We start from the raw sequence: 17,957 nt of genomic DNA, 5'->3' as shown, positions 1-17,957 counted from the left end.
GCTGCAGCGCGTGGCGATGGCCAACGCGAGGAGGTGCAACGGTGAGAATGCGCCCACCGCCCTGTGGCGTCAACGGTTCAGGCGATGGCTCGCCGCTCCACCACATGATGCGCAACTACCATCACCACCGCGCCAGCTGCAGCCAGTCCTCCTGCCACCCAGAACAGGCTGAGATAGGTGTCGGGCGTTGCGAGGGCGCCGAACAGGCCGGCGGCGAGCAGGGCCGACACCACCAGCGTCACATCGAGCAGCGATGTCGAGAGCCCGACGCGGCCGCTGATCGCTTCCTGCATATAGCTGATCGGAATGCTGACCAGCACTGCGATGGCAACGGCGCAGGGGATCTGCAGCCAGAACACATCGGTCACGCTCCGGGCCTGCGTCATCAGCACCATGTAGAGCGCAAAGATCAGCGCCCCCGCGGCGATCAGCGTCGGCTTGCGGAAGCGCTGCCCGGCGAGGCCCCACAGCAGCATCAGCGGAATCTCGATCAGCGCCCTGATGCCCGATGCGATCCCGACATCCCCCGTCGTGCCGCCAAAATTGCCGATCATCGCCAGCGGCGTCACCGTGCCGCTGACCCGGATGGCGACATTGATCAGCACGACGCCGCCAATGCCGATCAGCATCGGCGTCGCGATCGCGTTCGCCGGAGCCGTTGCATGGCTTGTCACCGGTTTCATGATCCGCGCCTCCTCGCTGCCGAGCAGCACCAGCGAAATCGCGGCGCAGCAGAGATAGCCCACTGCCGCGAGGAGATAGATGTCGAACACCTGGTAAACCGCGGCGATCCAGCCTGCGAGCGGCGGCACCAGCACCCAGGATGCGGCATAGACCGAGCGCAGCGCGGTGATCCGGAACTCCGAGCGGGCATGGTCGCGCTGGTCGAAATAGACCCGCGCATAGGCAAAGGTCTGGCTGAACGCAGTATTGCCCAGCGGCAGCAGCAGGCAGTAGGAGATCGCAAAGCCGACCGGGCTGCGCAGCAGGTAAACCAGCCCGAAGCCGACCGCCCCAAGCAGTGCCGCAACCACGATCAGCACGCGCCGGTCCCCGATCCGGTCCGACAGCCACCCCAGCAGCACCGAAGCGACCAGCCCCGCCAGCGACGCGGCCGTGAGGATCAGCGCGAAGTCGCCATGGCTGATCTTGAGCGCCTCGATGGCGACGATCGCATCATAGGGCGCCGTCGATGCGAGACTGATGCCGATGGCAAACAGGCTCGCCGACATCAGCACCGGCATCGGCAGGCGCCGCGGCGTGGTTTGGTCCATGAATATCTCCCCCGCGCATCCATAGCCAGAATCTCGAGCCCGGCCAATCCGATAGCCGGCTCGGCCCTCAGGCCGAACGTTCCATTTCGAGGAGAATTGCTATGGGACACGCTAATTTGGCCCTAGCGGATATTTCGACGGTCCTAGACGTGACCAGAGGCGTTGCCAGGGAACAGCCGCAAGAAACCATCGCTCGCAAGCGCGGTGAAGGCACGATCGATGTCGGCGGGATCTTCCTTGGCACCGCGATCCATCCACCAGCTGAGAACCGACATGAACGCGCCAACGATGAACTGCACCGCCAGTTCGGTATCGTGGGGATGCCCAGCTTTCGCCGCCCGTGCACTGAGGTCCGCGCGGACGAGTTCGCACACGTACAGCCGGAACGCTTCCATGATGATCGGGCCGGCCCGGCCACGCTTGAGGGCGCGGTAGAGGTCCTTTCGCTCGCTGAGGTGCTCGGTCATAAAGCGGCTGAAGCTGAGGAGCTGGCCGTCGGGACCATCGGACTTGTGCCGCGTGGCGTGGTCCTTAAGCAGCATGTCGCGGAAATGCACCGTGCCGCTGCGCAGCAGATCGTCCTTGTCGGTGAAGTGCGCATAGAACGTCGAGCGGCCGACATTGGCCGCCTCGGCAATGTCCATGACGCTGATCTCGTCATAGTCCCGCTCGACGATGAGCTGGATCAGTGCCTGGTGCAACGCCTGCCGCGTCCGCAGCGCCCGCCTGTCGACATTGCCATGCCCTGCGAAATTCACGTGGAGCGGGTTTTTCCGGGCATTTTGGTTCGGATGTTCCGAACTGGACATCGACATCTCTCTGTTCATTGCGTTCCGAGACAAGTGTTCAATATCACACATGTGTCCCGTAGTCAGGAGGCAGTTGATGAAGCTGGATCAAGACGACCGCGCGCCCGGCGGCAGGGTTCCACTGATCGTGATGAGCCGGGTCGGCAAGACCTATGAAACGCCGGCCGGCACGTTCACCGCATTGTCGGGCATCGACCTCGACATAGATCGCGGCGACTTTCTCGCCGTCGTCGGCAAGTCCGGCAGCGGCAAGTCGACGCTGATCAACCTGCTGACCGGCATCGATCGCGCCAGTACCGGCAGCATCACGGTCGCCGGCGTATCGATCACCGGCAAATCCGAAACCGCGCTGGCGGCGTGGCGCGGACGCAATGTCGGCATCGTCTTTCAGTTCTTCCAGCTCCTGCCGACGCTCACAGTTGCCGAAAATGTCATGCTGCCGATGGACCTCTGCGGCACCTATGTCGGTAAGCGTCGCGAGCGAGCCATGGAGCTGCTGGGGCGGGTAGGCATCGGCGACCAGGCCGACAAGTTTCCCTCGGCGCTGTCCGGTGGACAGCAGCAGCGAGCGGCCATCGCCCGTGCCCTCGCCAATGATCCGCCGTTGCTGGTCGCCGACGAGCCCACCGGCAATCTCGACTCGCGGACCGCCGACGACGTGCTTGGGCTCTTCGCCGATCTCAGCGCCAGGGGCACCACGGTCGTCATCGTCACGCATGAGCGCGACATCGCCGCCCGCGTCGATCGCAACATCGTGCTGCGCGACGGGGTCGTCGACAGCGATACCGCCGGTCGTCGCGTCCGGGCCGCGGAGTAGAGACCATGCGTTGGATCAAGCTCTGGCGAGATATTCAGGCGGAAAGCGGCCGGGGGCTGCTGATGCTCACGGCGATCGCCTTCGCGCTCTTTGCGGTGACCGCCATGCTGGGTGCGTACGGCATCGTCACCCGCGAAGTACGCACCAACTATCTGAGCACGAACCCCGCGCATGTGACCATCGACGTCAGCGCAGTGACGCCGGAAGTGCTGGCCTTCGCCAGGGAGTTTCCGGGGGTCGCCACGGCCGAGGCTCGCTCCGTCATCGAGGCGCGAGCCGATGTCGGCGGCGAGTGGATGCGGATGCTGGTCTTTGTCGTCGATGACTTCGACACCATGCAGATGAACCTCTTCCGTCCCGAAGCCGGCGCATGGCCGCCGCCGGACGGGACGATGCTCGTTGAGCGTCTCGCGGCGGATACGCTCGCGGCGGGCATCGGCGACAGTGTCAGCATTCGAACGCCGTCTGGACGGGTTGCCGGCGTGCCGGTCACGGGCACCGTCCACGATACGACGCTGGCGCCGGCGTGGCAGGAGCAATCCGGCTACGGCTATATGAGCCTTGCGACGTGGTCGGCGCTCGGAGAACCGGCGGCGGTCAAAGAGCTGCGCATCAAGTTCGACGGCAGCCCGACACAGGCGCAGATCGACGGCAAGGCGCTGGAGCTGGCCGAGGCTCTCAAGGCCCGTGGATTCGACGTGCATGACGTGAAGGCGCCGCCGGCCGGGCAGCACCCGCATCAGGGTCAGATCAGTAGCGCGCTGCTGATGTTCCTTGGCCTCGCCATCCTGGCCTTCGTCCTGGCGGCCATTCTCGTGGCGGCAGTACTTGCCGCAACCCTCGCCCGGCAGGCCCGAGAAATTGCAGTGATGAAGGCTGTCGGCGCCAGAGGCGGCCAGATCGCCGGCCTCTACCTCGTCGCTCTCCTTGCCCTTGGAGCGCTGGCGCTGCTTGTCAGCTTGCCGTTGGGTGCGTGGGCGGCCGGCGGGCTCTCCGTCGTCATGGCGAATACCATGAACTTTCTCGTCCTCGACAGCTCGTTCCCGCTCTGGATTTTCGGGGTGGTGATCGCGGCGGGGCTGCTGATGCCGATCATCGCGGCCCTGCCTGCGGTCGTTCGCGCCAGCAACGTCACCGTGCGGGAGGCGCTGTCCTCGACCGGCGTCGCCTCGCGCTTTGGCGCCCAATCATCGGGGCGCGTATCAGGTCGCGTCGGTGGCCTCGGCCTCGTCTGGCTGCTGGCGGCGCGAAACACCTTTCGCCGGCGCGGCCGGCTCTTTCTTTCGCTGGCGCTGCTCGCCACCGGCGGAGCCCTGTTCGTCACCGCACTGAGCGCAAGGGACGGATGGCGCGAGATCGCCGCCAGCGCTCTGACCAGCCGCCACTACGACGTCGAGTTTCGGCTGTCGGCGCCGGTCGAGGAAACGCGCATCGAGCAGGCGCTCGCCGCCTCGGGCGCCGTGACGCGGCACGAAGTCTGGGGCATTGCCGAGACGGCCTACGCCAACGCCGATCAGCTCAGCATCATGCGAACCTATCCCGATCGCGGGCACGGCAGTTTTTCGATCATCGGCGTTCCGCCGGCCACCGACCTCGTTTCCATGCCACTGATCCAGGGCCGCTGGCTTCAAGCGGGCGACACCGACGCCCTGGTTCTCACCCAACAGAATTACCGGGGGCCCTCAGCGCCAAAGCTTGGCGACAGGGTCACGCTCGAGGTGGACGGCAAGGCCCGCAACTGGACGCTGGCGGGCGTGGTCCGGGAGATAGGCGGCGGCGGTGCTTATGTGAACAAGTCCGCCTTCCAAGCGATCGCCGGCGCCACGGGCGGACAGATGGTGCGGACCGTGCTCTCGCCGGATTTCCCGGGCGGCCCGGAGGCGGCGCTGTCCGCAGTCGAGACCGCGCTGGCGGAAGCAGAGATCCAGATCGAGCGGGCGATGCCGATCGACACGCTCTATCTCGCCCTTGTCGGCCACGTCGAAGTGCCGGTGACCATGCTGATTGCGGCCGCCGTGTTGTTGGCGCTGATCGGCGGCCTCGGCCTTGCCTCGATGATGACGGTCAACGTGCTCGAGCGCACCCGCGAGATCGGGGTGATGAAGGCCGTCGGGGCGACCCCCGCGACAGTGCTCATCATCATCGCCGGCGAAGGCCTCTTCACCGCCGGCCTGAGCTGGCTCGCAGCGATGGTCCTGGCGCTGCCGCTCATCGCCCTGATCGGCCTTTCCGGCACCGTGATGTTCGGCACCGCTCTGCCCTTCGTTGTCTCCGCCATGGCCGCCGGCATCTGGCTCGCCGCCGTGCTCATCATCGCACTCGTTGCCAGCGCTGTTCCGGCCTGGCGCGCGTCGCGCCTCGTCGTTCGTCAGGCGCTCGCCTACACCTGATCTGGGCACAAGAGAAAACCATGCGTCGCAGCACTCGCCTAATCCTGACCATCGCCGTCATCGCGGTTGCCATTGGCCTCGTCGGCTGGGCTGCCCATAGCCTCGATCTCGTCGGTATGATCGCCAGAGTCCATGCCCCGCCACAGCATGGCGGCTAGCCGACCAACCCACCCGGACTTCGTCTCGCGGCGCCGGCGCAGTAAGGGCGCTGGTCGCATGGGTCGCCGTCGTCAGCTGCTTTGGTGGAACAGCCCGAGCGCGAAGTCGAACGGGGCGCGCCACCACTCGCGCTGCCGCACCAGCCGGAAACCAAGGTTGTCCGGAGGAGCGCCGATGGTGCAGCCACCGCCTTGCGCGTCGCGGACAAAGACGTTCATCGGGGTGCGGTGCCTGCCTTCCAGAAGGCGGACCCCGCACGAATCGAGATACGTGAGCGTTTCGTCGGCCGGACCCAATATCGTGCGGCTTCCGCAGGTTGCTGTCCACTCCCACACAGTTTCCGCCAGGTCGGCGACGCCATACTCATTCTCGCCGAAGGTCCCGATAGGGCTGGGGGTGGCGAGGGCATTCGAGCCGAGCTTCGCTTCGCGCTCGTAGAAGGCGAGCCAGCGTTCGGCCGGGTCCTTGGCGTCGGTTTCGATATCGAGTGCGTGGTCGCGCGCCTTGCTGCCCGCGGCGAATGCCCATTCGCCGATCGTCGGCAGGCGCCAGGTTTGACCGGTCTTTTCGCTGAGCCACTTGGCGTACTCATTGGCGTCGTTGAAGCTCACGCCGGTCACCGGAACATCGGCCAGGCCCCGGCGGCGCGGTTCCGCCTTCTTGCAGCCACGGTCGGCAACGCACCGGTCATAGTCCGACGCGCTGACTTGATACTTCATGATCTCGATAGGCGCCGGGTTGTCGATGCTGACAAGGGGACCGTCGACTGTGGCAGTGCCGCGCACGAACTCCCCGGGAGCACGGTAGGTGTAGGCACGGGGTGCAATTGTCACTGTAATCGGAGCCAAGCTCGAGGTCGTGACGACTGGAAGCCGTATGGCCCCCGTCTGCATCCCGATCGTCGCCAGCAGTCCAGCAAGCAGGACGATGGGCACCAGCAGTGCGGTCTTATCTTGGTGCGCGACTGTGTGCGTCATGATTGCACCTTCGAGAATGCGGTGGCCCGTGCATGTCGAGCCACCGCCGTTTCGGACGCTTAGCCGTCGATCGGCGTGGGCGCCTGAACCTGGGTCATCAGATCGTCGTTCCACTCGCCACCAACCTTGAAGTGGGCGGTGGCGCCGAGTTCAACGGCCTCGATGAGGTTGTGGTTGACGTAGGCGTAGACGCCCGGCTGGAGGAACGTGTAGAGCGCCGCGCCAGCACAGCCCCCTGGGATGTGCCAGGTCTCGAGGTCGACTTCCGGTGCGTTGCGGAACTTGCCCGTGGCCCACACATAGTCGCCGTGACCACCGATCAGATGTGGCCGGGTGTCACGATTGGCCTGCGAGTGAACGATGAGCACCGTCTCGCCGACATTGGCGGTCATCGCGTTCTCACCGGTCAACGCACCTACGGCGCCGTTGAAGACTTCGTGCGTCGGCGTCAGCGTCTTCATCACCTCGAGCATGTCGGCGTAGCCGTCACCAGCCGACTCGTAGGTCTTGAAGTTGCCGTCGGCGTCCTTCGGAACGTAGAAGTCCTGCTCACCGACATAGTAGACGTAGTCGTACTTGAGCGGCTTGCCCGCGCCGTCCTTCAGCCCGTCACGCGGCAGCACCATGATGGCGCCGTTCATGCCCGACACGACATGCCACGGGATCATCGGACCTCCCGGTGCGCAGTGGTAGACGAATACGCCCGCCCGGGTGGCCTTGAAGCGCAGCTTCACCTGCTCGCCGGGGTTGATCAGCGTAAGCCCGCCGCCACCGAGCGCGCCCGTCGCCGCGTGGAAGTCAATATTGTGCTGCATCTGGTTGGTGTCGGGATTGATCAGTGTCAGTTCGACATAGTCGTCCTGGTGCACCACCATCAGCGGACCGGGGACCGAGCCGTTGAAGGTCATGGCCGGCACGGTTGTGCCATACTCGTCGATGACGAGCTGCTTTTCTTCGATGACCAGCTCAAACTCGACAACCTGGGGGCCGACGGTTGCGACCTGCTCATGCGGATGCACGAACGGCGGGTTCAGCAACTCGACCCGTTTGCGCGGAAGTGCCGACAGGTCAGGAGCAGGGCCGGTCGTCACTCCGGCTTCCTCGGCCTGGGCCGGCACCGAAGCAAGCACTGCACCGAAAACGCCGGCAAACGCGGCGGCGCCGAGCAGCGTGCGGCGCGATACTTCTACTTTATCCTGACCGTCCATTTTGGGTCTCCACCGTTTAAGGGCACCCGTGCGCCCGGTTCGACTGTGGAATATGCCCGCCGCTGACCCTCTTCTTTGATCCGCCTCAAATTGTGGGTGCGGCGTTTTGTACAGCGCCAGAAGTCATTTGTTTGATCCTCATCAAAGAGAACTTGTCGGCAATCGAGGAAATAGCCGCGAAAGGACATGAAGACCGTGTCCTCGTTTTACGGAGAACCACTATGCGTACCCTCAAGACCCTCGCTGCCGCGGCGCTGCTGGTCCTCGCTGCCGCTCCGGCGATGGCCGCGAACTTCGAAGTCCGCATGCTGAACAAGGGCGAGGGCGGCGCGATGGTCTTCGAGCCGGCCCTGACCAAGGTAGCAGTGGGTGACACCGTTACATTCATTCCCACCGACAAGGGACACAACGCCGAGGCGATCAAGGACCTGCTGCCTGCCGGCGCCGAGGCTTTCAAGGGCGCGATGGGGAAGGAGATCGTCGTCACCTTCACCGCGCCGGGGGCATATGGTGTCAAATGCGCACCGCATCTCGGCATGGGCATGGTGGCCCTGGTCGTCGTTGGAGATGACCCAATCGACGCGGAAGCCATCAAGGCGGTGAAACTGCCCAAGAAGGCGCAGGAGCGCATGACGGCCATCACTGATCAGCTTGCCCTCTAGGACACGCTTATGAGGCGGATCCGCGTGGTCCGCCTCGCTCCTGGCCCTTGCCTGGGTCATCGGCGCCGCTGCCAATGCGCCCTACCTCGAGTTGTGGCCGCGGGCGGACTGGCAGAGTCTGGTGCCGGCAATCGGGATGCTGGTCGCGTCAGTCCTGGCGGTCTTTGCGCTCACCATGCCCAATCCGCTCTCGCTGGGAGCGAAGAGGGGCTTTGATCCGGACCATCCCGGAGCGGCCGGCTTCGTCCGCCACCCGCTCCTCTGGGCCATGCTGGTCTGGTCGATTTCGCACCTGCTCCTGAATGGCGATCTCTCGCACGTCATGACCTTCGGGCTGTTTGCGCTGCTGTCGGGGGGCAGGATGGCGATGCTCGATCGGCGGTCGCGAAGAGCGCTCGGCGATGGGGTCTGGCAACAGCTTGCCTCGAAGACGTCCAACATCCCGCTGGCGAGCCTTGCGCAGGGGTGCGCCCGAGACTGTCACCAACGGTAGGGCTGCGGTTCGGCGCAGGATTGGTCCTCTATGCCATCCTGGTCGTCAGCCATGGAGTGATCGCCGGCGTGCCGCTGCTATAGCCAACGAGTTTGAGGCGGCGCAAAGAGCGTCGGCTCCCCGGGCCAGTGTGCGCTGGTCTTTGCGCTACCTCAAAATTCCCGGCGCAAGTTGCGATACGCCGGAAGGACGAGAGCAGGAGTCGATATGGCCAGCCTTCCGATCAGCGTCACTTCCTGGGGTGCGACCACGGAGATCGAAACCAGACGTCCCCTTTGCCCAACGGCATCCGAGCTACAGGCTTGGGTCAGCCTCCCGGCACTGGTGGACGATGTCGCGTCGCCGGAACCCGAGCAAGTCCTTGCAAGCGCGACCCGCCTCGAGGCCATCTCCCGTCGGCACCCGACATGGCTCGATACCTATCAGGCCACCCTGGTGTGCGTGGCTCGCCTCGCGAAGGGCAAGACGAGGCAACTGCTGCTCGCAACCGTTCTCCGGCTCGACCTGTCCCCGGAGCGACGGCGCGAACTCGAGGCGTTAGCCAGCTGAAAGAGCGCGTCCTTGCGCCGGCGCAAAATCCTCGCTTGCGGTAGCCTGCTCCACGGCCTGTCGGGACATTTTTCTGAAGGTGCCCCGGCGTCCGCACCGCGCTTGATCCTCCTCAAATCGCCCGTGCGTGTGATGTGCAATCTGCAGTTGCCATCAAACACCTGCCCGGAACCATTGTCGTGAAATGACCGCTCGATTTGAGGAAAGCTGACATGCAAACGCAAACGCCGATCAACCGCGCTGCGGTCCAGGGCCTCGCGCTGTTTGAGCAACTGGAGCCCGGCCAGATCGACGACGTGCTGAGATCGGCGGGCAGCCCTCGCTATGCCCCCGGGGACGCGGTGTTCGAGCAGGGCCAGACTGCGACCCAGTTCTTCGTGCTGCTGCATGGCCGCCTGCGGGTGACCCAGGTCACCAGCGAGGGCCAGCAGGTGGTCGTCCGAATGGTCAATCCCGGCGACCTGTTTGGCATTGCCAAGGCATTGCGCAGGTTGGACTATCCCGGGACAGCGACCGCCGTTTCGGAGAGCGTCGTGCTCTCCTGGCCCATGAGCCTCTGGAACGACTTCCTGGAGCAATACCCGTCCCTGGCCGTCAGCGCGATGCAGACGATGGGCAGCCGGCTGCTCGAGGCCCAGCAACGCCTGCGGGAACTGTCGACCGAGGAGGTCGAGCGGCGCGTCGCCCACGCGGTTCTCCGTCTCGTGAACCAGTCGGGCAGGAAAGAGGAAGAGGGGGTCCGTATCGACTTCCCTATCTCCAAGCAGGACATCGCCGAGATGACCGGCACCACTCTCCACACCGTCTCCCGCATCCTCACCGCCTGGGAGGCAGCCGGGCTGGTGGTGGGCGGTCGACAGAAGCTGCTGGTACGGGACCCGCACCAGCTCGTCCTCATCGGTGACGGGCTGAAACCTGGCTATCTCTGAGCCTGGCCAGTTCGATGTCGGCCGCCAACCCAGCCAGCAGCAGGGCATGTTCCTCCGCCGCGTCGACCAAGGTGTGGAACGGCGCTATCGGACATCCGACGCAGTGCATGCGGCGGTCCAGGAATACCCTGATGGTCGACGGCCACCTTGACATGATCTCTGCGAGACTCAGGTCGTCAATGTCGGTTCCAGGCATCGCGGCGTCTCCGGCTTCTCCTGTCACCAAACGTTACGCAGGCGCCGAGCGACTTCCTTGCGCGACAGCAAAGACCGGGGAGGTTTGGACTGGCATTCATCGCTGGCCACCAAAGGAGCGGCAGGACCATGAACTTCGGCTTGGGCAATGTCGTCAGCAAGGCTCGCAAACCAGTTCCGCGGGGCATCGCCAGAAGCGGGCCGCCGGTGCTGTCCTATGGCTTCCGTCCGTTTTTCCTGCTGGCGGGGATCTTTGCCATTGCAGCGATGGTTGGCTGGATCGGAGCCTTGACCGCCGGCTGGGAGATCGGTGGCGACTACGGCATGCTCAACTGGCATGCTCACGAGATGCTGTTCGGCTACACCAGCGCCGCGCTGGCAGGCTACATGCTGACGGCAATTCCCAATTGGACCGGCCGCCTGCCGGTGTCAGGCTTGCCCTTGCTCGGGTTGGTTGCTGTGTGGCTTGCGGGTCGACTGGTCATGGCAGTTCCGGGCGTCATTGGCCTGCCGCTGTCGATGCTGGCCGAGGCCTGCTTCTTGCCGCTGATGGCTGCGATAGCGGCGATCGAGATCATCGCGGGAAAGAACTGGAAGAACCTCAAGATCCTTGCCGGCCTGAGCGCCCTTTCGCTGGTCAACATCGCGTTTCATGTGTCGGTGGCGTTCAACGGCGCGGCGCTTGAGGCGTCCCGGGCAGGGGTCGCCATCTATGTGATGCTGATTGCCGTCGTCGGCGGCCGCATCGTTCCGAGCTTCACGAGGAACTGGCTGGCAAAGGCAGGCTCATCTCGACTGCCGGCCCCGTTTGGCCGCTTCGATGTCGTTGCGATGGTATGGCTGCTGGTGACCCTGGCGCTGTGGGTCGCCTTTCCCGAGACCATCGTCACGGCCTGCGCAGCGGTGGGGGCTGCCTTTCTCCATGCTGTCCGGCTGGCCCGCTGGCACGGCCGGCGCACGGTTGACGAGCCCCTGTTGCTGGCCCTTCACGTCGGCTACGCATTCATCCCCCTCGGGATGCTGTCGGTTGCTCTCGCCTCCCTCGGCTGGATCGCCAATGCCTCGGCGCTTCACGTCCTGACGGTGGGGGCCATCGCGGGAATGACGTTTGCGGTAATGACCCGCGCGAGCCTCGGGCATACCGCGCGAGCGCTCACCGCTTCGCCGCGCACTTCGGTTGCCTACCTTGCGCTGACGCTTTCAGCAGTGCTGCGTCCATTTGCCGAGCTCATCCCATCGCAATACCACCTGCTGCTCTCCCTGAGCGGTGCGTGCTGGCTCATTGCATTCGGGTTGTTCATCCTCGAATTCGGGCCGATGCTCGTGTCACCAAGGCTCAAAGCCGGATGAGGCAGTAGGCAGCATGCCGGGCCTCACGGCCCCTTCCTGGCCGTACTCGATGAATATTCCATTGGTGATCTGGCTGCCGTACCCGGACCGCTACGCTCGCTTCTCGGCCTCGCCCCAGCCTAGTTCGCGCTCCCACTGAAGACATCAACGACCCTGGAGCTTGCGCGGTTCTAGCGAACGCCCTCCCAGAGGTGTCCCTCTGCCGCCATCGGATCCTCGACGACAGTCGACGGCACATCGAAGTGCATTGTCGCCCGTCGCGCCGTGTCGAATTCCGGCCAGCCGGCATCCCCGGTGGCGGCAAAGCGCGTCCACGCCTTATGCATCTCATCAGCAAGCTGTTGCGGCGGCCCGGCACCGAGAAGTTGCTCGGTTTGGGCCCCGAGGGTATTGAACACGAACGGGATTTCGATGGCATGACCGGCACCCAGCCGCCCGTCGAACTGAGGCGAGCGCCAGGCGAACTCGTACATGAAGGTCCTTGCCTTGCCATGGGTCGAGTGCGCTTCGGCAAGTCTCAGTGCGGGGATTCGCCAATACCAGTCCGTCATCACCGCCGCGAACAGGTCGCCCGTACTCGCGCCCGGATACCGTTCCCTGTAGGCGGCGAGAGCGGCCGCCACCGGCAACCCCGTCGCCATGATTGTCCCCGCAAGGGCCTCTTCACCGGTCGCGTCGATTGCGCCGCCGGGTACCAGAAACAGTCGCCACTCCTCGGTGTTCGATCCTGAGAGGATGTCGACATACGCACCGATGCCGGCCGAGATCGCGTCGATCGGCCGGACCGGGATCAGGTCACCATCGATGACTGGTTCCCACGGTAGCCCATCGAGCATGATCTCTCCCCAGAACTCCGGGTCCGGATTTGAGAGAAGCTCGCCCCGCAGCGCTTCCTGCGCCTTCAGCATCCGCTCGATCGGAACGGCGGCGATGGCCTCGCGGCTTGCGTCGGTCCCGAGTAGCTCAGCCAGCCGTCGACCGATGCGTTCGGCGGTCCCCGGCGTGCTGACATGATGACCGCCGCCGCTTTCGATGATCGCCCGCCGGAAAAGCCCCTTGGCACGCGGCATCGAAAGGAGCGTTCCAACGCTTAGCCCGCCGGCGGACTCGCCGAATATCGTGACGTTGCCTGGATCGCCGCCGAACGCGGCGATGTTCTGCTGCACCCATTCGAGGGCCGCAATCTGGTCGAGCAGACCCAGGTTGGAGATTCCGTCGTTCAGGAAGAGGAAGCCCTCGGCACCGACGCGGTAGTTGATGGAAACGAAGACGACGCCATCGCGGGCGAAGCTGGTTCCGTCGTACCAGGGAGAGGCGCCTGTGGCGTGGTACTCGTACATGCCGCCAGGTATCCAGACCATGACAGGCAGGCCCGCCTCGCCTAGCGCCGGCGACCAGATGTTCAGCGTCAGGCAGTTGTCGCCCGGTCCCGGCACCTCCGGCGGCAACAGGGCCGCGACCATGGGCGGGTAGGGCGGCTGCGGTGGCTTTGGACCGAACGCGGTGGCGTCTCGAGTACCGTCCCAACTTTCGGAGGCTCGGGGAGGTCGCAGGCGGTTTTGCCCGATCGGGGGTGCTGCAAAGGGGACACCCTTGAAGATATGGATGCCGCCCTCAGTCGCGCCGCGGAGCTGCCCGTCCGGAGTTGTGACGGTGGGGCGGGCATCGTCGGAAATCGCTCGAGCCGGCCACAGTCCTGCTGCCAGTCCTGAACCGGCAGAACCAATCAGAAAACGACGTCGCCTCATAGCGGCCTCCATCTGGCGCCCCACAAGATGGTTGGGAGCGTAGCAGGCCGGCTTCCCTGGCAGGTTGATCATGATCAAAATCTGCAGACGTCTTGCCCGAACGTGGTGCAGAGGCTCGTCCCTACATCTAGGGCGCTCCCTGGACTTCAGAAGTTGAACTCACTGCTCGGGTTCGTAGGCAACGATCTCGCCTTTCCAGTACGTAAAAGGCCCCTCGGGCAGCACCCAGCTGACTTCGCCGTAGCTCGGGATGCGATAGCGTCCGAACTGCTTGTATTTGCTGAACTGTCCTCTCCACAACGTGGGCACGATCTTGCTGCCCACGGTCATCGGGCGGTCCGCGGCCTCCAGGCTGATTATATCGCCCGAGGCATCGAAGAACAGCCGAACGCTTGCCGGCCCCGTCTGGGAGGTGCCGCTCACCTCGACCAGGCCATCCTCGATCTGCCGCCACCGCAGTTGCGTGTTATTGAGGATCGCATCTGGATGAACCGGCAGCTCGGACAGATAGCGCTGCAGTTCCCCCTTGTCGAAATCGGCACCGAGGCCCTTCGCCACAGGCAGGACACCGGCCAGGCGGGCCTCCAACAGCCCGGAGCCGTCGACGACGCTGTCGATTACGGCCACAGGCAAACCAAACATGCTGCCGCGGCCGACCCAGACGAGGTCCGTTCGACGCGTTGCCAGCCACTGGTCTGCATCGATATTGGTGGGCGGTCGACGCTGGTCCGTGACCAGCATGGCGCGATGGCGGAGGTGGACAAACGCAGGCCCACCGATGCTGCCTCCCGCCCGCATCGCATAGGCACGCACGATGTCGGGAAGCTCTACCGCAGCCGCAGCCGGCTCGCGGGCGGCGATAACCCGCTCGCGCAGCCCGGCAATCATCGTCTCGAAGTTCCGGCTTTCGAACCAGACATAGGCCGCCAAGCCGGCCAGGCCGACAATCAACATAAGCAGCATGGCGCGACCCCATTTCATTTGGCGCAGGCCTCAATAGGCTTTTTAGGGATCGCTCGCCGACACAAGCAGCGATTCCGGGTGATCATATGGCGCGGCGTCGACATCTGCCGCCTCGTCAGCATGGGGGTGGGCCGGATCTGGGCTGTGCGTCGTCATCTGTTCAGTCGGCGCCCGGCCTTCGGGACCGTAGATCGCCGTGTGGAGACCCCAGTAGCTGCCTGCGATGATCACCAGGGCAGCGGCCAGTCCGACAGGCACGCTCCTGAAGCTCCGCTTGAGGGCAGGCAGGAAGTGCATCTCACGCGTCGGATCGATGGCGATAATGACGATGATGGCCATGATCAGTGCGTGGCCAACGAGGTCCATTCTGCCGAACGGGTAGACCGCGGCGTTGAAGATCACGAACAGGCTGATCGCCGACAGCCGACGAACCAGTGGGGTCCAGAGCAGGCCAAAGCCCATGGTGAACTCCGCGACGCCAGCCATCGGAATGAATACGTCGCGCGACATCCCGAAGGTCAGGAACGGCTTCTCGTCGACCAGCGGATAGAACCACTCCGGATAGGCGAACTTCTCGAGGCTCGACCACATCAACGCTATCGCCACACCCCAACGCAGGAGCTCAAACCGGTGCTTCCGCCACTCGGGATTGTTCGAGCTTTCGAGAACGAGATAGCCCGCAATCGCAACGCCCAACGCCAGGTAGTCGAGCAGGTGGAAGATGTCGTAGTCGCGCAGGGCCAGGACCCAAAGGAGGATGATGCCCGCAGCCGAAAACGGCTGGGTCTTCCGCGAGAAGACGCCAAACGCGATCAGCAGCTGCAGCCACGACACCCACTCGGCCGGCGTCTTCAGATCAGGCGTGAGATAGACACCACCGACCGCGAAGATCGCGACGAAGAAGGCGCCGATCACCGCGCGGACGAAATCGTCCGACCGGTTCCAGAGCGGTCCCGAGACCTTGTCGATGCCGGCGAGCGTCGCTTCGCCGAGCCGAGTGCGCTCGACGAGGCGCGTTCCGATGAAGAATACCAGGACCAGCCCGATGGCGAGCCAGAACCAGGTGTTGGTCAGCGTCGACATGATCGGCTGCGGCGCTGCGCCGACAATGTAGGGCGCAAACCACTTGACGTGAGCCTCGGCGGGGGTCGCGGCCAGAGGCAGGACTATGGCGGCCGTTCCGGCCGCAGCGAGCAGCGGCCGGAGACGAGCCAGCTGGTACTTTGCCGCAAGCAAGATACTCATTTGTCTCTCGAATGGTTGGAGGTCGCGGGGCTGGTGACGGTTCAGTCACACATGTCCTGCAACGCAGTGAGATCGAGGATTTCGATTTCGCTGATGGAGCGGAGCCGGATCACGCCCTGGTCTTTCAGGACGCGGAGAATGCGGGACACGGTCTCGAAGGTGATGCCTAGATAGTCGGCGATGTCGTAGCGCTGCATCGGCAGATGCACGAGTTTCTCGTCACCCTGACGTTCAGCCAGATCGAGGATCAGGGCTGCCATGCGCTCATTCGCGGTCCTGCGTCCGAGCACCATCAGGTGGCTCTGTGTGCGAGCGAGGCTCTTGAGCGCCAGCAGCAGCATACTGCCGGTGGGCTGCTCGCTGCAGCTGGTGCGGAGCACGCGAACGCCGGCGCCGTCGACGCTCTCGGCGTAGGATTGGTGCTCGGGGTCTGCCTCGAAGCCGAAGACCTCGCCAGCCGTGTGAAAGGCGCTGATCAGCCGCCGGCCATCGGCCGTCATGCGGCAGATGCGAACAGTGCCAAACTCGACCAGGTAGAGGGGGCCCGCTGCCTCGCCCTGCGCATAGATAACGGCATCAGCCCGATAGAAGGTGATCGCCGCGGGCTGCATCGCAGTCAACAGGGCGGAGACCCCGGCGTCCGCAGCATTGGTCGGCTGGTTGACGCGGAAAGTCGGCTGGATGTGCATTTTTGCTGCCCTTGATTGCAATGATCAGAAGGTAGCCGTTCCCCCGATTTCCGAAATTCCGGTCCGAGTCTTAGGGGGTTTACTTAGGGCAGATGTGGCGGGCTAGACGGCCACGGAATGCCGGCCAACTCCAGACGCGAGGTAGGTATCGAAGGTCGCCGCGACCGACCGGACAAAGGGCCGGCCGAGTTCGGTGATGGAGAACGTGTGGCCGTCGAACCAGACGACGCCATCTTGGTCGCCTTGCGCCGCGTAGATCATCTCTGTGACAACCGGCGCCGCCATGTGCTTGAACCGGTTCCGGAGTTCATCAACGGAAACGGCGAAGTCGCACATCAGCCGCTCTATGACCCAGCCACGCATCCGGTCCTCGTCGCTCAGCGGCAGGCCTTTGGCGATGGCGAGCCCCCGCTGGCGTATGGCGCGCATATACTCGCCCGTGGCGGTGATGTTCTGGACATAGCCGTGGGGCAGGTTGCCGATCGAAGACGCTCCAAGCCCGATAAGGGCGGGGGCCTCGTCGGTCGTATAGCCCTGGAAGTTGCGGTGGAGCTTTCCTGATTTGCACGCGACAGCCAAACCATCCGAGGGTTTGGCAAAGTGATCGATACCGATGGCCACATAGCCGGCGGCGCAGATGCGCTCCGCGGCGGCGGTGGACTGGCGCAGTCTCTCGGCAGGATCCGGAAGCGCCGCCTCATCGATCATGCGCTGGTGGGTCTTCATCCACGGCACGTGCGCATAGCCGAACAAGGCGAGGCGGTCGGGATTCATCGACAGGGCCTGATCGACCGTTGCCACGACGCTCGCAACGGTCTGGTGCGGCAAGCCGTACAGGACGTCGAGGTTCACCGACGTCACGCCCCGCTGCCGCATTCCATCCACAACGGCTCTCGTCTGCTCATAGGTCTGGATGCGGTTGATGGCGTGCTGCACTTTCGGGTTGAAGTCCTGGACGCCGACGCTGATGCGCGTCACGCCTGCTTGCGCGAACGCGTCGTAGCGGTCGTCTGTCATGTCGTTGGGGTCGATCTCGATGCTGAACTCGAGCTTGCGGCTGACGTCGAAACCCTGTCGAACGCGAGACGCGAGCTCGATCAGGTCCTTGGGCTGCAACATCGAAGGCGAGCCGCCCCCCAGGTGCAAAGCGACAGCTTGCCCGCGGCCATCCAGCAGGCCGGCGACGGTTTCCATCTCCCTGAATACGGAAGGGAGGTAGGCGGCGATCGGGTCGTAGCGGAGCACTTGCTTGGTATGGCAACCACAAAACCAGCACAGCCGGTCGCAGAATGGGATGTGGACGTAGAGTGAAAGTGCTGTCGCCGGTGGCAGCGACTTGAGCCAGCCGGCATAGGTGAGGTCGTCCACCCCCGCGTGAAAATGGGGAGCGGTGGGATAGCTCGTGTAGCGGGGGACCGGCTTCGCGTACCGGGCTAGCATCGTGTCGGACATTGGCACCTCTCGCCCCTAGGTCGCAGAGCCTCCCCATGCCGTCCTTGA

The 17,957-nt window shown here is 64.4% G+C and carries 18 protein-coding genes; 8 read left to right on the top strand and 10 right to left on the bottom strand.

From position 1 onward, the window contains the following. Positions 1–77 precede the first annotated feature (77 nt). Both ACOYW5_RS08895 and ACOYW5_RS08890 read right to left on the bottom strand, forming a co-directional pair. Positions 78–1,274, bottom strand: a complete 1,197-nt coding sequence (locus tag ACOYW5_RS08895) for an MFS transporter (protein WP_423068889.1) — start codon at positions 1,272–1,274, stop codon at positions 78–80. A gap of 143 nt (positions 1,275–1,417) precedes the next feature. After that, entirely contained in the window at positions 1,418–2,032 is a 615-nt protein-coding gene (locus ACOYW5_RS08890) for a TetR/AcrR family transcriptional regulator (protein WP_423068888.1), read from the bottom strand. 127 nt (positions 2,033–2,159) lie between these two features. Between ACOYW5_RS08890 and ACOYW5_RS08885 the strand changes: the two genes are divergently transcribed. From ACOYW5_RS08885 to ACOYW5_RS08875, 3 genes are read left to right on the top strand one after another with little or no spacing between them, the layout of a single operon-like run. Next, positions 2,160–2,900, top strand: a complete 741-nt coding sequence (locus ACOYW5_RS08885; RefSeq protein ID WP_423068887.1) for an ABC transporter ATP-binding protein — start codon at positions 2,160–2,162, stop codon at positions 2,898–2,900. Positions 2,901–2,905: 5 nt separating this feature from the next. Further along, complete coding sequence (locus tag ACOYW5_RS08880; RefSeq protein ID WP_423068886.1) at positions 2,906–5,290, top strand: FtsX-like permease family protein; 2,385 nt, start codon at positions 2,906–2,908, stop codon at positions 5,288–5,290. A 20-nt stretch (positions 5,291–5,310) separates the two neighbouring features. Further along, positions 5,311–5,448 carry a hypothetical protein gene (locus tag ACOYW5_RS08875; RefSeq protein ID WP_423068885.1) on the top strand — a complete coding sequence of 46 codons (138 nt, stop codon included), beginning with the start codon at positions 5,311–5,313 and terminating at the stop codon, positions 5,446–5,448. A gap of 72 nt (positions 5,449–5,520) precedes the next feature. Here the strand turns inward: ACOYW5_RS08875 and ACOYW5_RS08870 are convergent, their stop codons facing one another. Together ACOYW5_RS08870 and nirK are read right to left on the bottom strand one after the other, a co-directional pair. Further along, complete coding sequence (locus ACOYW5_RS08870; protein WP_423068884.1) at positions 5,521–6,426, bottom strand: SUMF1/EgtB/PvdO family nonheme iron enzyme; 906 nt, start codon at positions 6,424–6,426, stop codon at positions 5,521–5,523. A 59-nt stretch (positions 6,427–6,485) separates the two neighbouring features. Continuing rightward, a complete protein-coding gene (nirK, locus tag ACOYW5_RS08865) occupies positions 6,486–7,634 on the bottom strand; it encodes a copper-containing nitrite reductase (RefSeq protein ID WP_423068883.1) in 1,149 nt (382 codons plus the stop codon). Positions 7,635–7,855: 221 nt separating this feature from the next. Here nirK and ACOYW5_RS08860 point away from each other — a divergent pair, with 221 nt between their 5' ends. From ACOYW5_RS08860 to ACOYW5_RS08845, 4 genes are all read left to right on the top strand, one after another. Beyond that, on the top strand, positions 7,856–8,296 hold the full coding sequence (locus ACOYW5_RS08860) for a pseudoazurin (RefSeq protein WP_423068882.1): 441 nt from the start codon (positions 7,856–7,858) through the stop codon (positions 8,294–8,296). 40 nt (positions 8,297–8,336) lie between these two features. Next, the gene (locus tag ACOYW5_RS08855) at positions 8,337–8,789 is read left to right on the top strand and encodes an NnrU family protein (RefSeq protein WP_423069436.1); all 453 of its coding nucleotides are present in this window, start codon (positions 8,337–8,339) and stop codon (positions 8,787–8,789) included. A 207-nt stretch (positions 8,790–8,996) separates the two neighbouring features. Next, positions 8,997–9,338, top strand: coding sequence for a hypothetical protein (locus tag ACOYW5_RS08850; protein WP_423068881.1), 342 nt, complete (start codon positions 8,997–8,999; stop codon positions 9,336–9,338). A 212-nt stretch (positions 9,339–9,550) separates the two neighbouring features. Then, entirely contained in the window at positions 9,551–10,267 is a 717-nt protein-coding gene (locus ACOYW5_RS08845) for a Crp/Fnr family transcriptional regulator (RefSeq protein ID WP_423068880.1), read from the top strand. Here the strand turns inward: ACOYW5_RS08845 and ACOYW5_RS08840 are convergent. Then, positions 10,233–10,421 carry a hydrid cluster protein-associated redox disulfide domain protein gene (locus tag ACOYW5_RS08840; RefSeq protein WP_423069435.1) on the bottom strand — a complete coding sequence of 63 codons (189 nt, stop codon included), beginning with the start codon at positions 10,419–10,421 and terminating at the stop codon, positions 10,233–10,235. The genes ACOYW5_RS08845 and ACOYW5_RS08840 overlap by 35 nt on opposite strands. 170 nt (positions 10,422–10,591) lie before the next feature. On the opposite strand from ACOYW5_RS08840, the gene ACOYW5_RS08835 reads away from it, so the two are divergent. Continuing rightward, positions 10,592–11,812, top strand: a complete 1,221-nt coding sequence (locus ACOYW5_RS08835) for an NnrS family protein (RefSeq protein ID WP_423068879.1) — start codon at positions 10,592–10,594, stop codon at positions 11,810–11,812. A 170-nt stretch (positions 11,813–11,982) separates the two neighbouring features. On the opposite strand, the gene ACOYW5_RS08830 is transcribed toward ACOYW5_RS08835, so the two are convergent. From ACOYW5_RS08830 to hemN, 5 genes are all read right to left on the bottom strand, one after another. Continuing rightward, the gene (locus ACOYW5_RS08830; protein ID WP_423068878.1) at positions 11,983–13,560 is read right to left on the bottom strand and encodes a carboxylesterase/lipase family protein; all 1,578 of its coding nucleotides are present in this window, start codon (positions 13,558–13,560) and stop codon (positions 11,983–11,985) included. Between the two features lie 159 nt (positions 13,561–13,719). Further along, a complete protein-coding gene (locus ACOYW5_RS08825) occupies positions 13,720–14,523 on the bottom strand; it encodes a DUF6544 family protein (RefSeq protein WP_423068877.1) in 804 nt (267 codons plus the stop codon). Positions 14,524–14,565: 42 nt separating this feature from the next. Continuing rightward, positions 14,566–15,768, bottom strand: coding sequence for a hypothetical protein (locus ACOYW5_RS08820; RefSeq protein ID WP_423068876.1), 1,203 nt, complete (start codon positions 15,766–15,768; stop codon positions 14,566–14,568). Positions 15,769–15,809: 41 nt separating this feature from the next. Continuing rightward, positions 15,810–16,457, bottom strand: a complete 648-nt coding sequence (locus ACOYW5_RS08815) for a helix-turn-helix domain-containing protein (RefSeq protein ID WP_423068875.1) — start codon at positions 16,455–16,457, stop codon at positions 15,810–15,812. A gap of 102 nt (positions 16,458–16,559) precedes the next feature. Further along, positions 16,560–17,909, bottom strand: a complete 1,350-nt coding sequence (gene hemN, locus ACOYW5_RS08810; protein ID WP_423068874.1) for an oxygen-independent coproporphyrinogen III oxidase — start codon at positions 17,907–17,909, stop codon at positions 16,560–16,562. Positions 17,910–17,957 lie beyond the last annotated feature (48 nt).

Origin of the sequence: Devosia sp. CN2-171, from assembly GCF_049354815.1 — a bacterium.
Lineage (GTDB): Bacteria > Pseudomonadota > Alphaproteobacteria > Rhizobiales > Devosiaceae > Devosia_A.
Note: the sequence above shows the minus strand (reverse complement) of the source record. Positions and strands in the feature narration are given on the sequence as shown.

Excerpts from the sequence above, each read along its gene's own strand:
- ACOYW5_RS08895 (WP_423068889.1), bottom strand. The coding sequence starts at position 1,274 with ATGGACCAAACCACGCCGCGGCGCCTGCCGATGCCGGTGCTGATGTCG.
- ACOYW5_RS08885 (WP_423068887.1), top strand. The coding sequence starts at position 2,160 with ATGAAGCTGGATCAAGACGACCGCGCGCCCGGCGGCAGGGTTCCACTG.
- ACOYW5_RS08880 (WP_423068886.1), top strand. The coding sequence starts at position 2,906 with ATGCGTTGGATCAAGCTCTGGCGAGATATTCAGGCGGAAAGCGGCCGG.
- ACOYW5_RS08875 (WP_423068885.1), top strand. The coding sequence starts at position 5,311 with ATGCGTCGCAGCACTCGCCTAATCCTGACCATCGCCGTCATCGCGGTT.
- ACOYW5_RS08870 (WP_423068884.1), bottom strand. The coding sequence starts at position 6,426 with ATGACGCACACAGTCGCGCACCAAGATAAGACCGCACTGCTGGTGCCC.
- nirK (WP_423068883.1), bottom strand. The coding sequence starts at position 7,634 with ATGGACGGTCAGGATAAAGTAGAAGTATCGCGCCGCACGCTGCTCGGC.
- ACOYW5_RS08860 (WP_423068882.1), top strand. The coding sequence starts at position 7,856 with ATGCGTACCCTCAAGACCCTCGCTGCCGCGGCGCTGCTGGTCCTCGCT.
- ACOYW5_RS08850 (WP_423068881.1), top strand. The coding sequence starts at position 8,997 with ATGGCCAGCCTTCCGATCAGCGTCACTTCCTGGGGTGCGACCACGGAG.
- ACOYW5_RS08845 (WP_423068880.1), top strand. The coding sequence starts at position 9,551 with ATGCAAACGCAAACGCCGATCAACCGCGCTGCGGTCCAGGGCCTCGCG.
- ACOYW5_RS08840 (WP_423069435.1), bottom strand. The coding sequence starts at position 10,421 with ATGTCAAGGTGGCCGTCGACCATCAGGGTATTCCTGGACCGCCGCATG.
- ACOYW5_RS08835 (WP_423068879.1), top strand. The coding sequence starts at position 10,592 with ATGAACTTCGGCTTGGGCAATGTCGTCAGCAAGGCTCGCAAACCAGTT.
- ACOYW5_RS08830 (WP_423068878.1), bottom strand. The coding sequence starts at position 13,560 with ATGAGGCGACGTCGTTTTCTGATTGGTTCTGCCGGTTCAGGACTGGCA.
- ACOYW5_RS08825 (WP_423068877.1), bottom strand. The coding sequence starts at position 14,523 with ATGCTGCTTATGTTGATTGTCGGCCTGGCCGGCTTGGCGGCCTATGTC.
- ACOYW5_RS08820 (WP_423068876.1), bottom strand. The coding sequence starts at position 15,768 with ATGAGTATCTTGCTTGCGGCAAAGTACCAGCTGGCTCGTCTCCGGCCG.
- ACOYW5_RS08815 (WP_423068875.1), bottom strand. The coding sequence starts at position 16,457 with ATGCACATCCAGCCGACTTTCCGCGTCAACCAGCCGACCAATGCTGCG.
- hemN (WP_423068874.1), bottom strand. The coding sequence starts at position 17,909 with ATGTCCGACACGATGCTAGCCCGGTACGCGAAGCCGGTCCCCCGCTAC.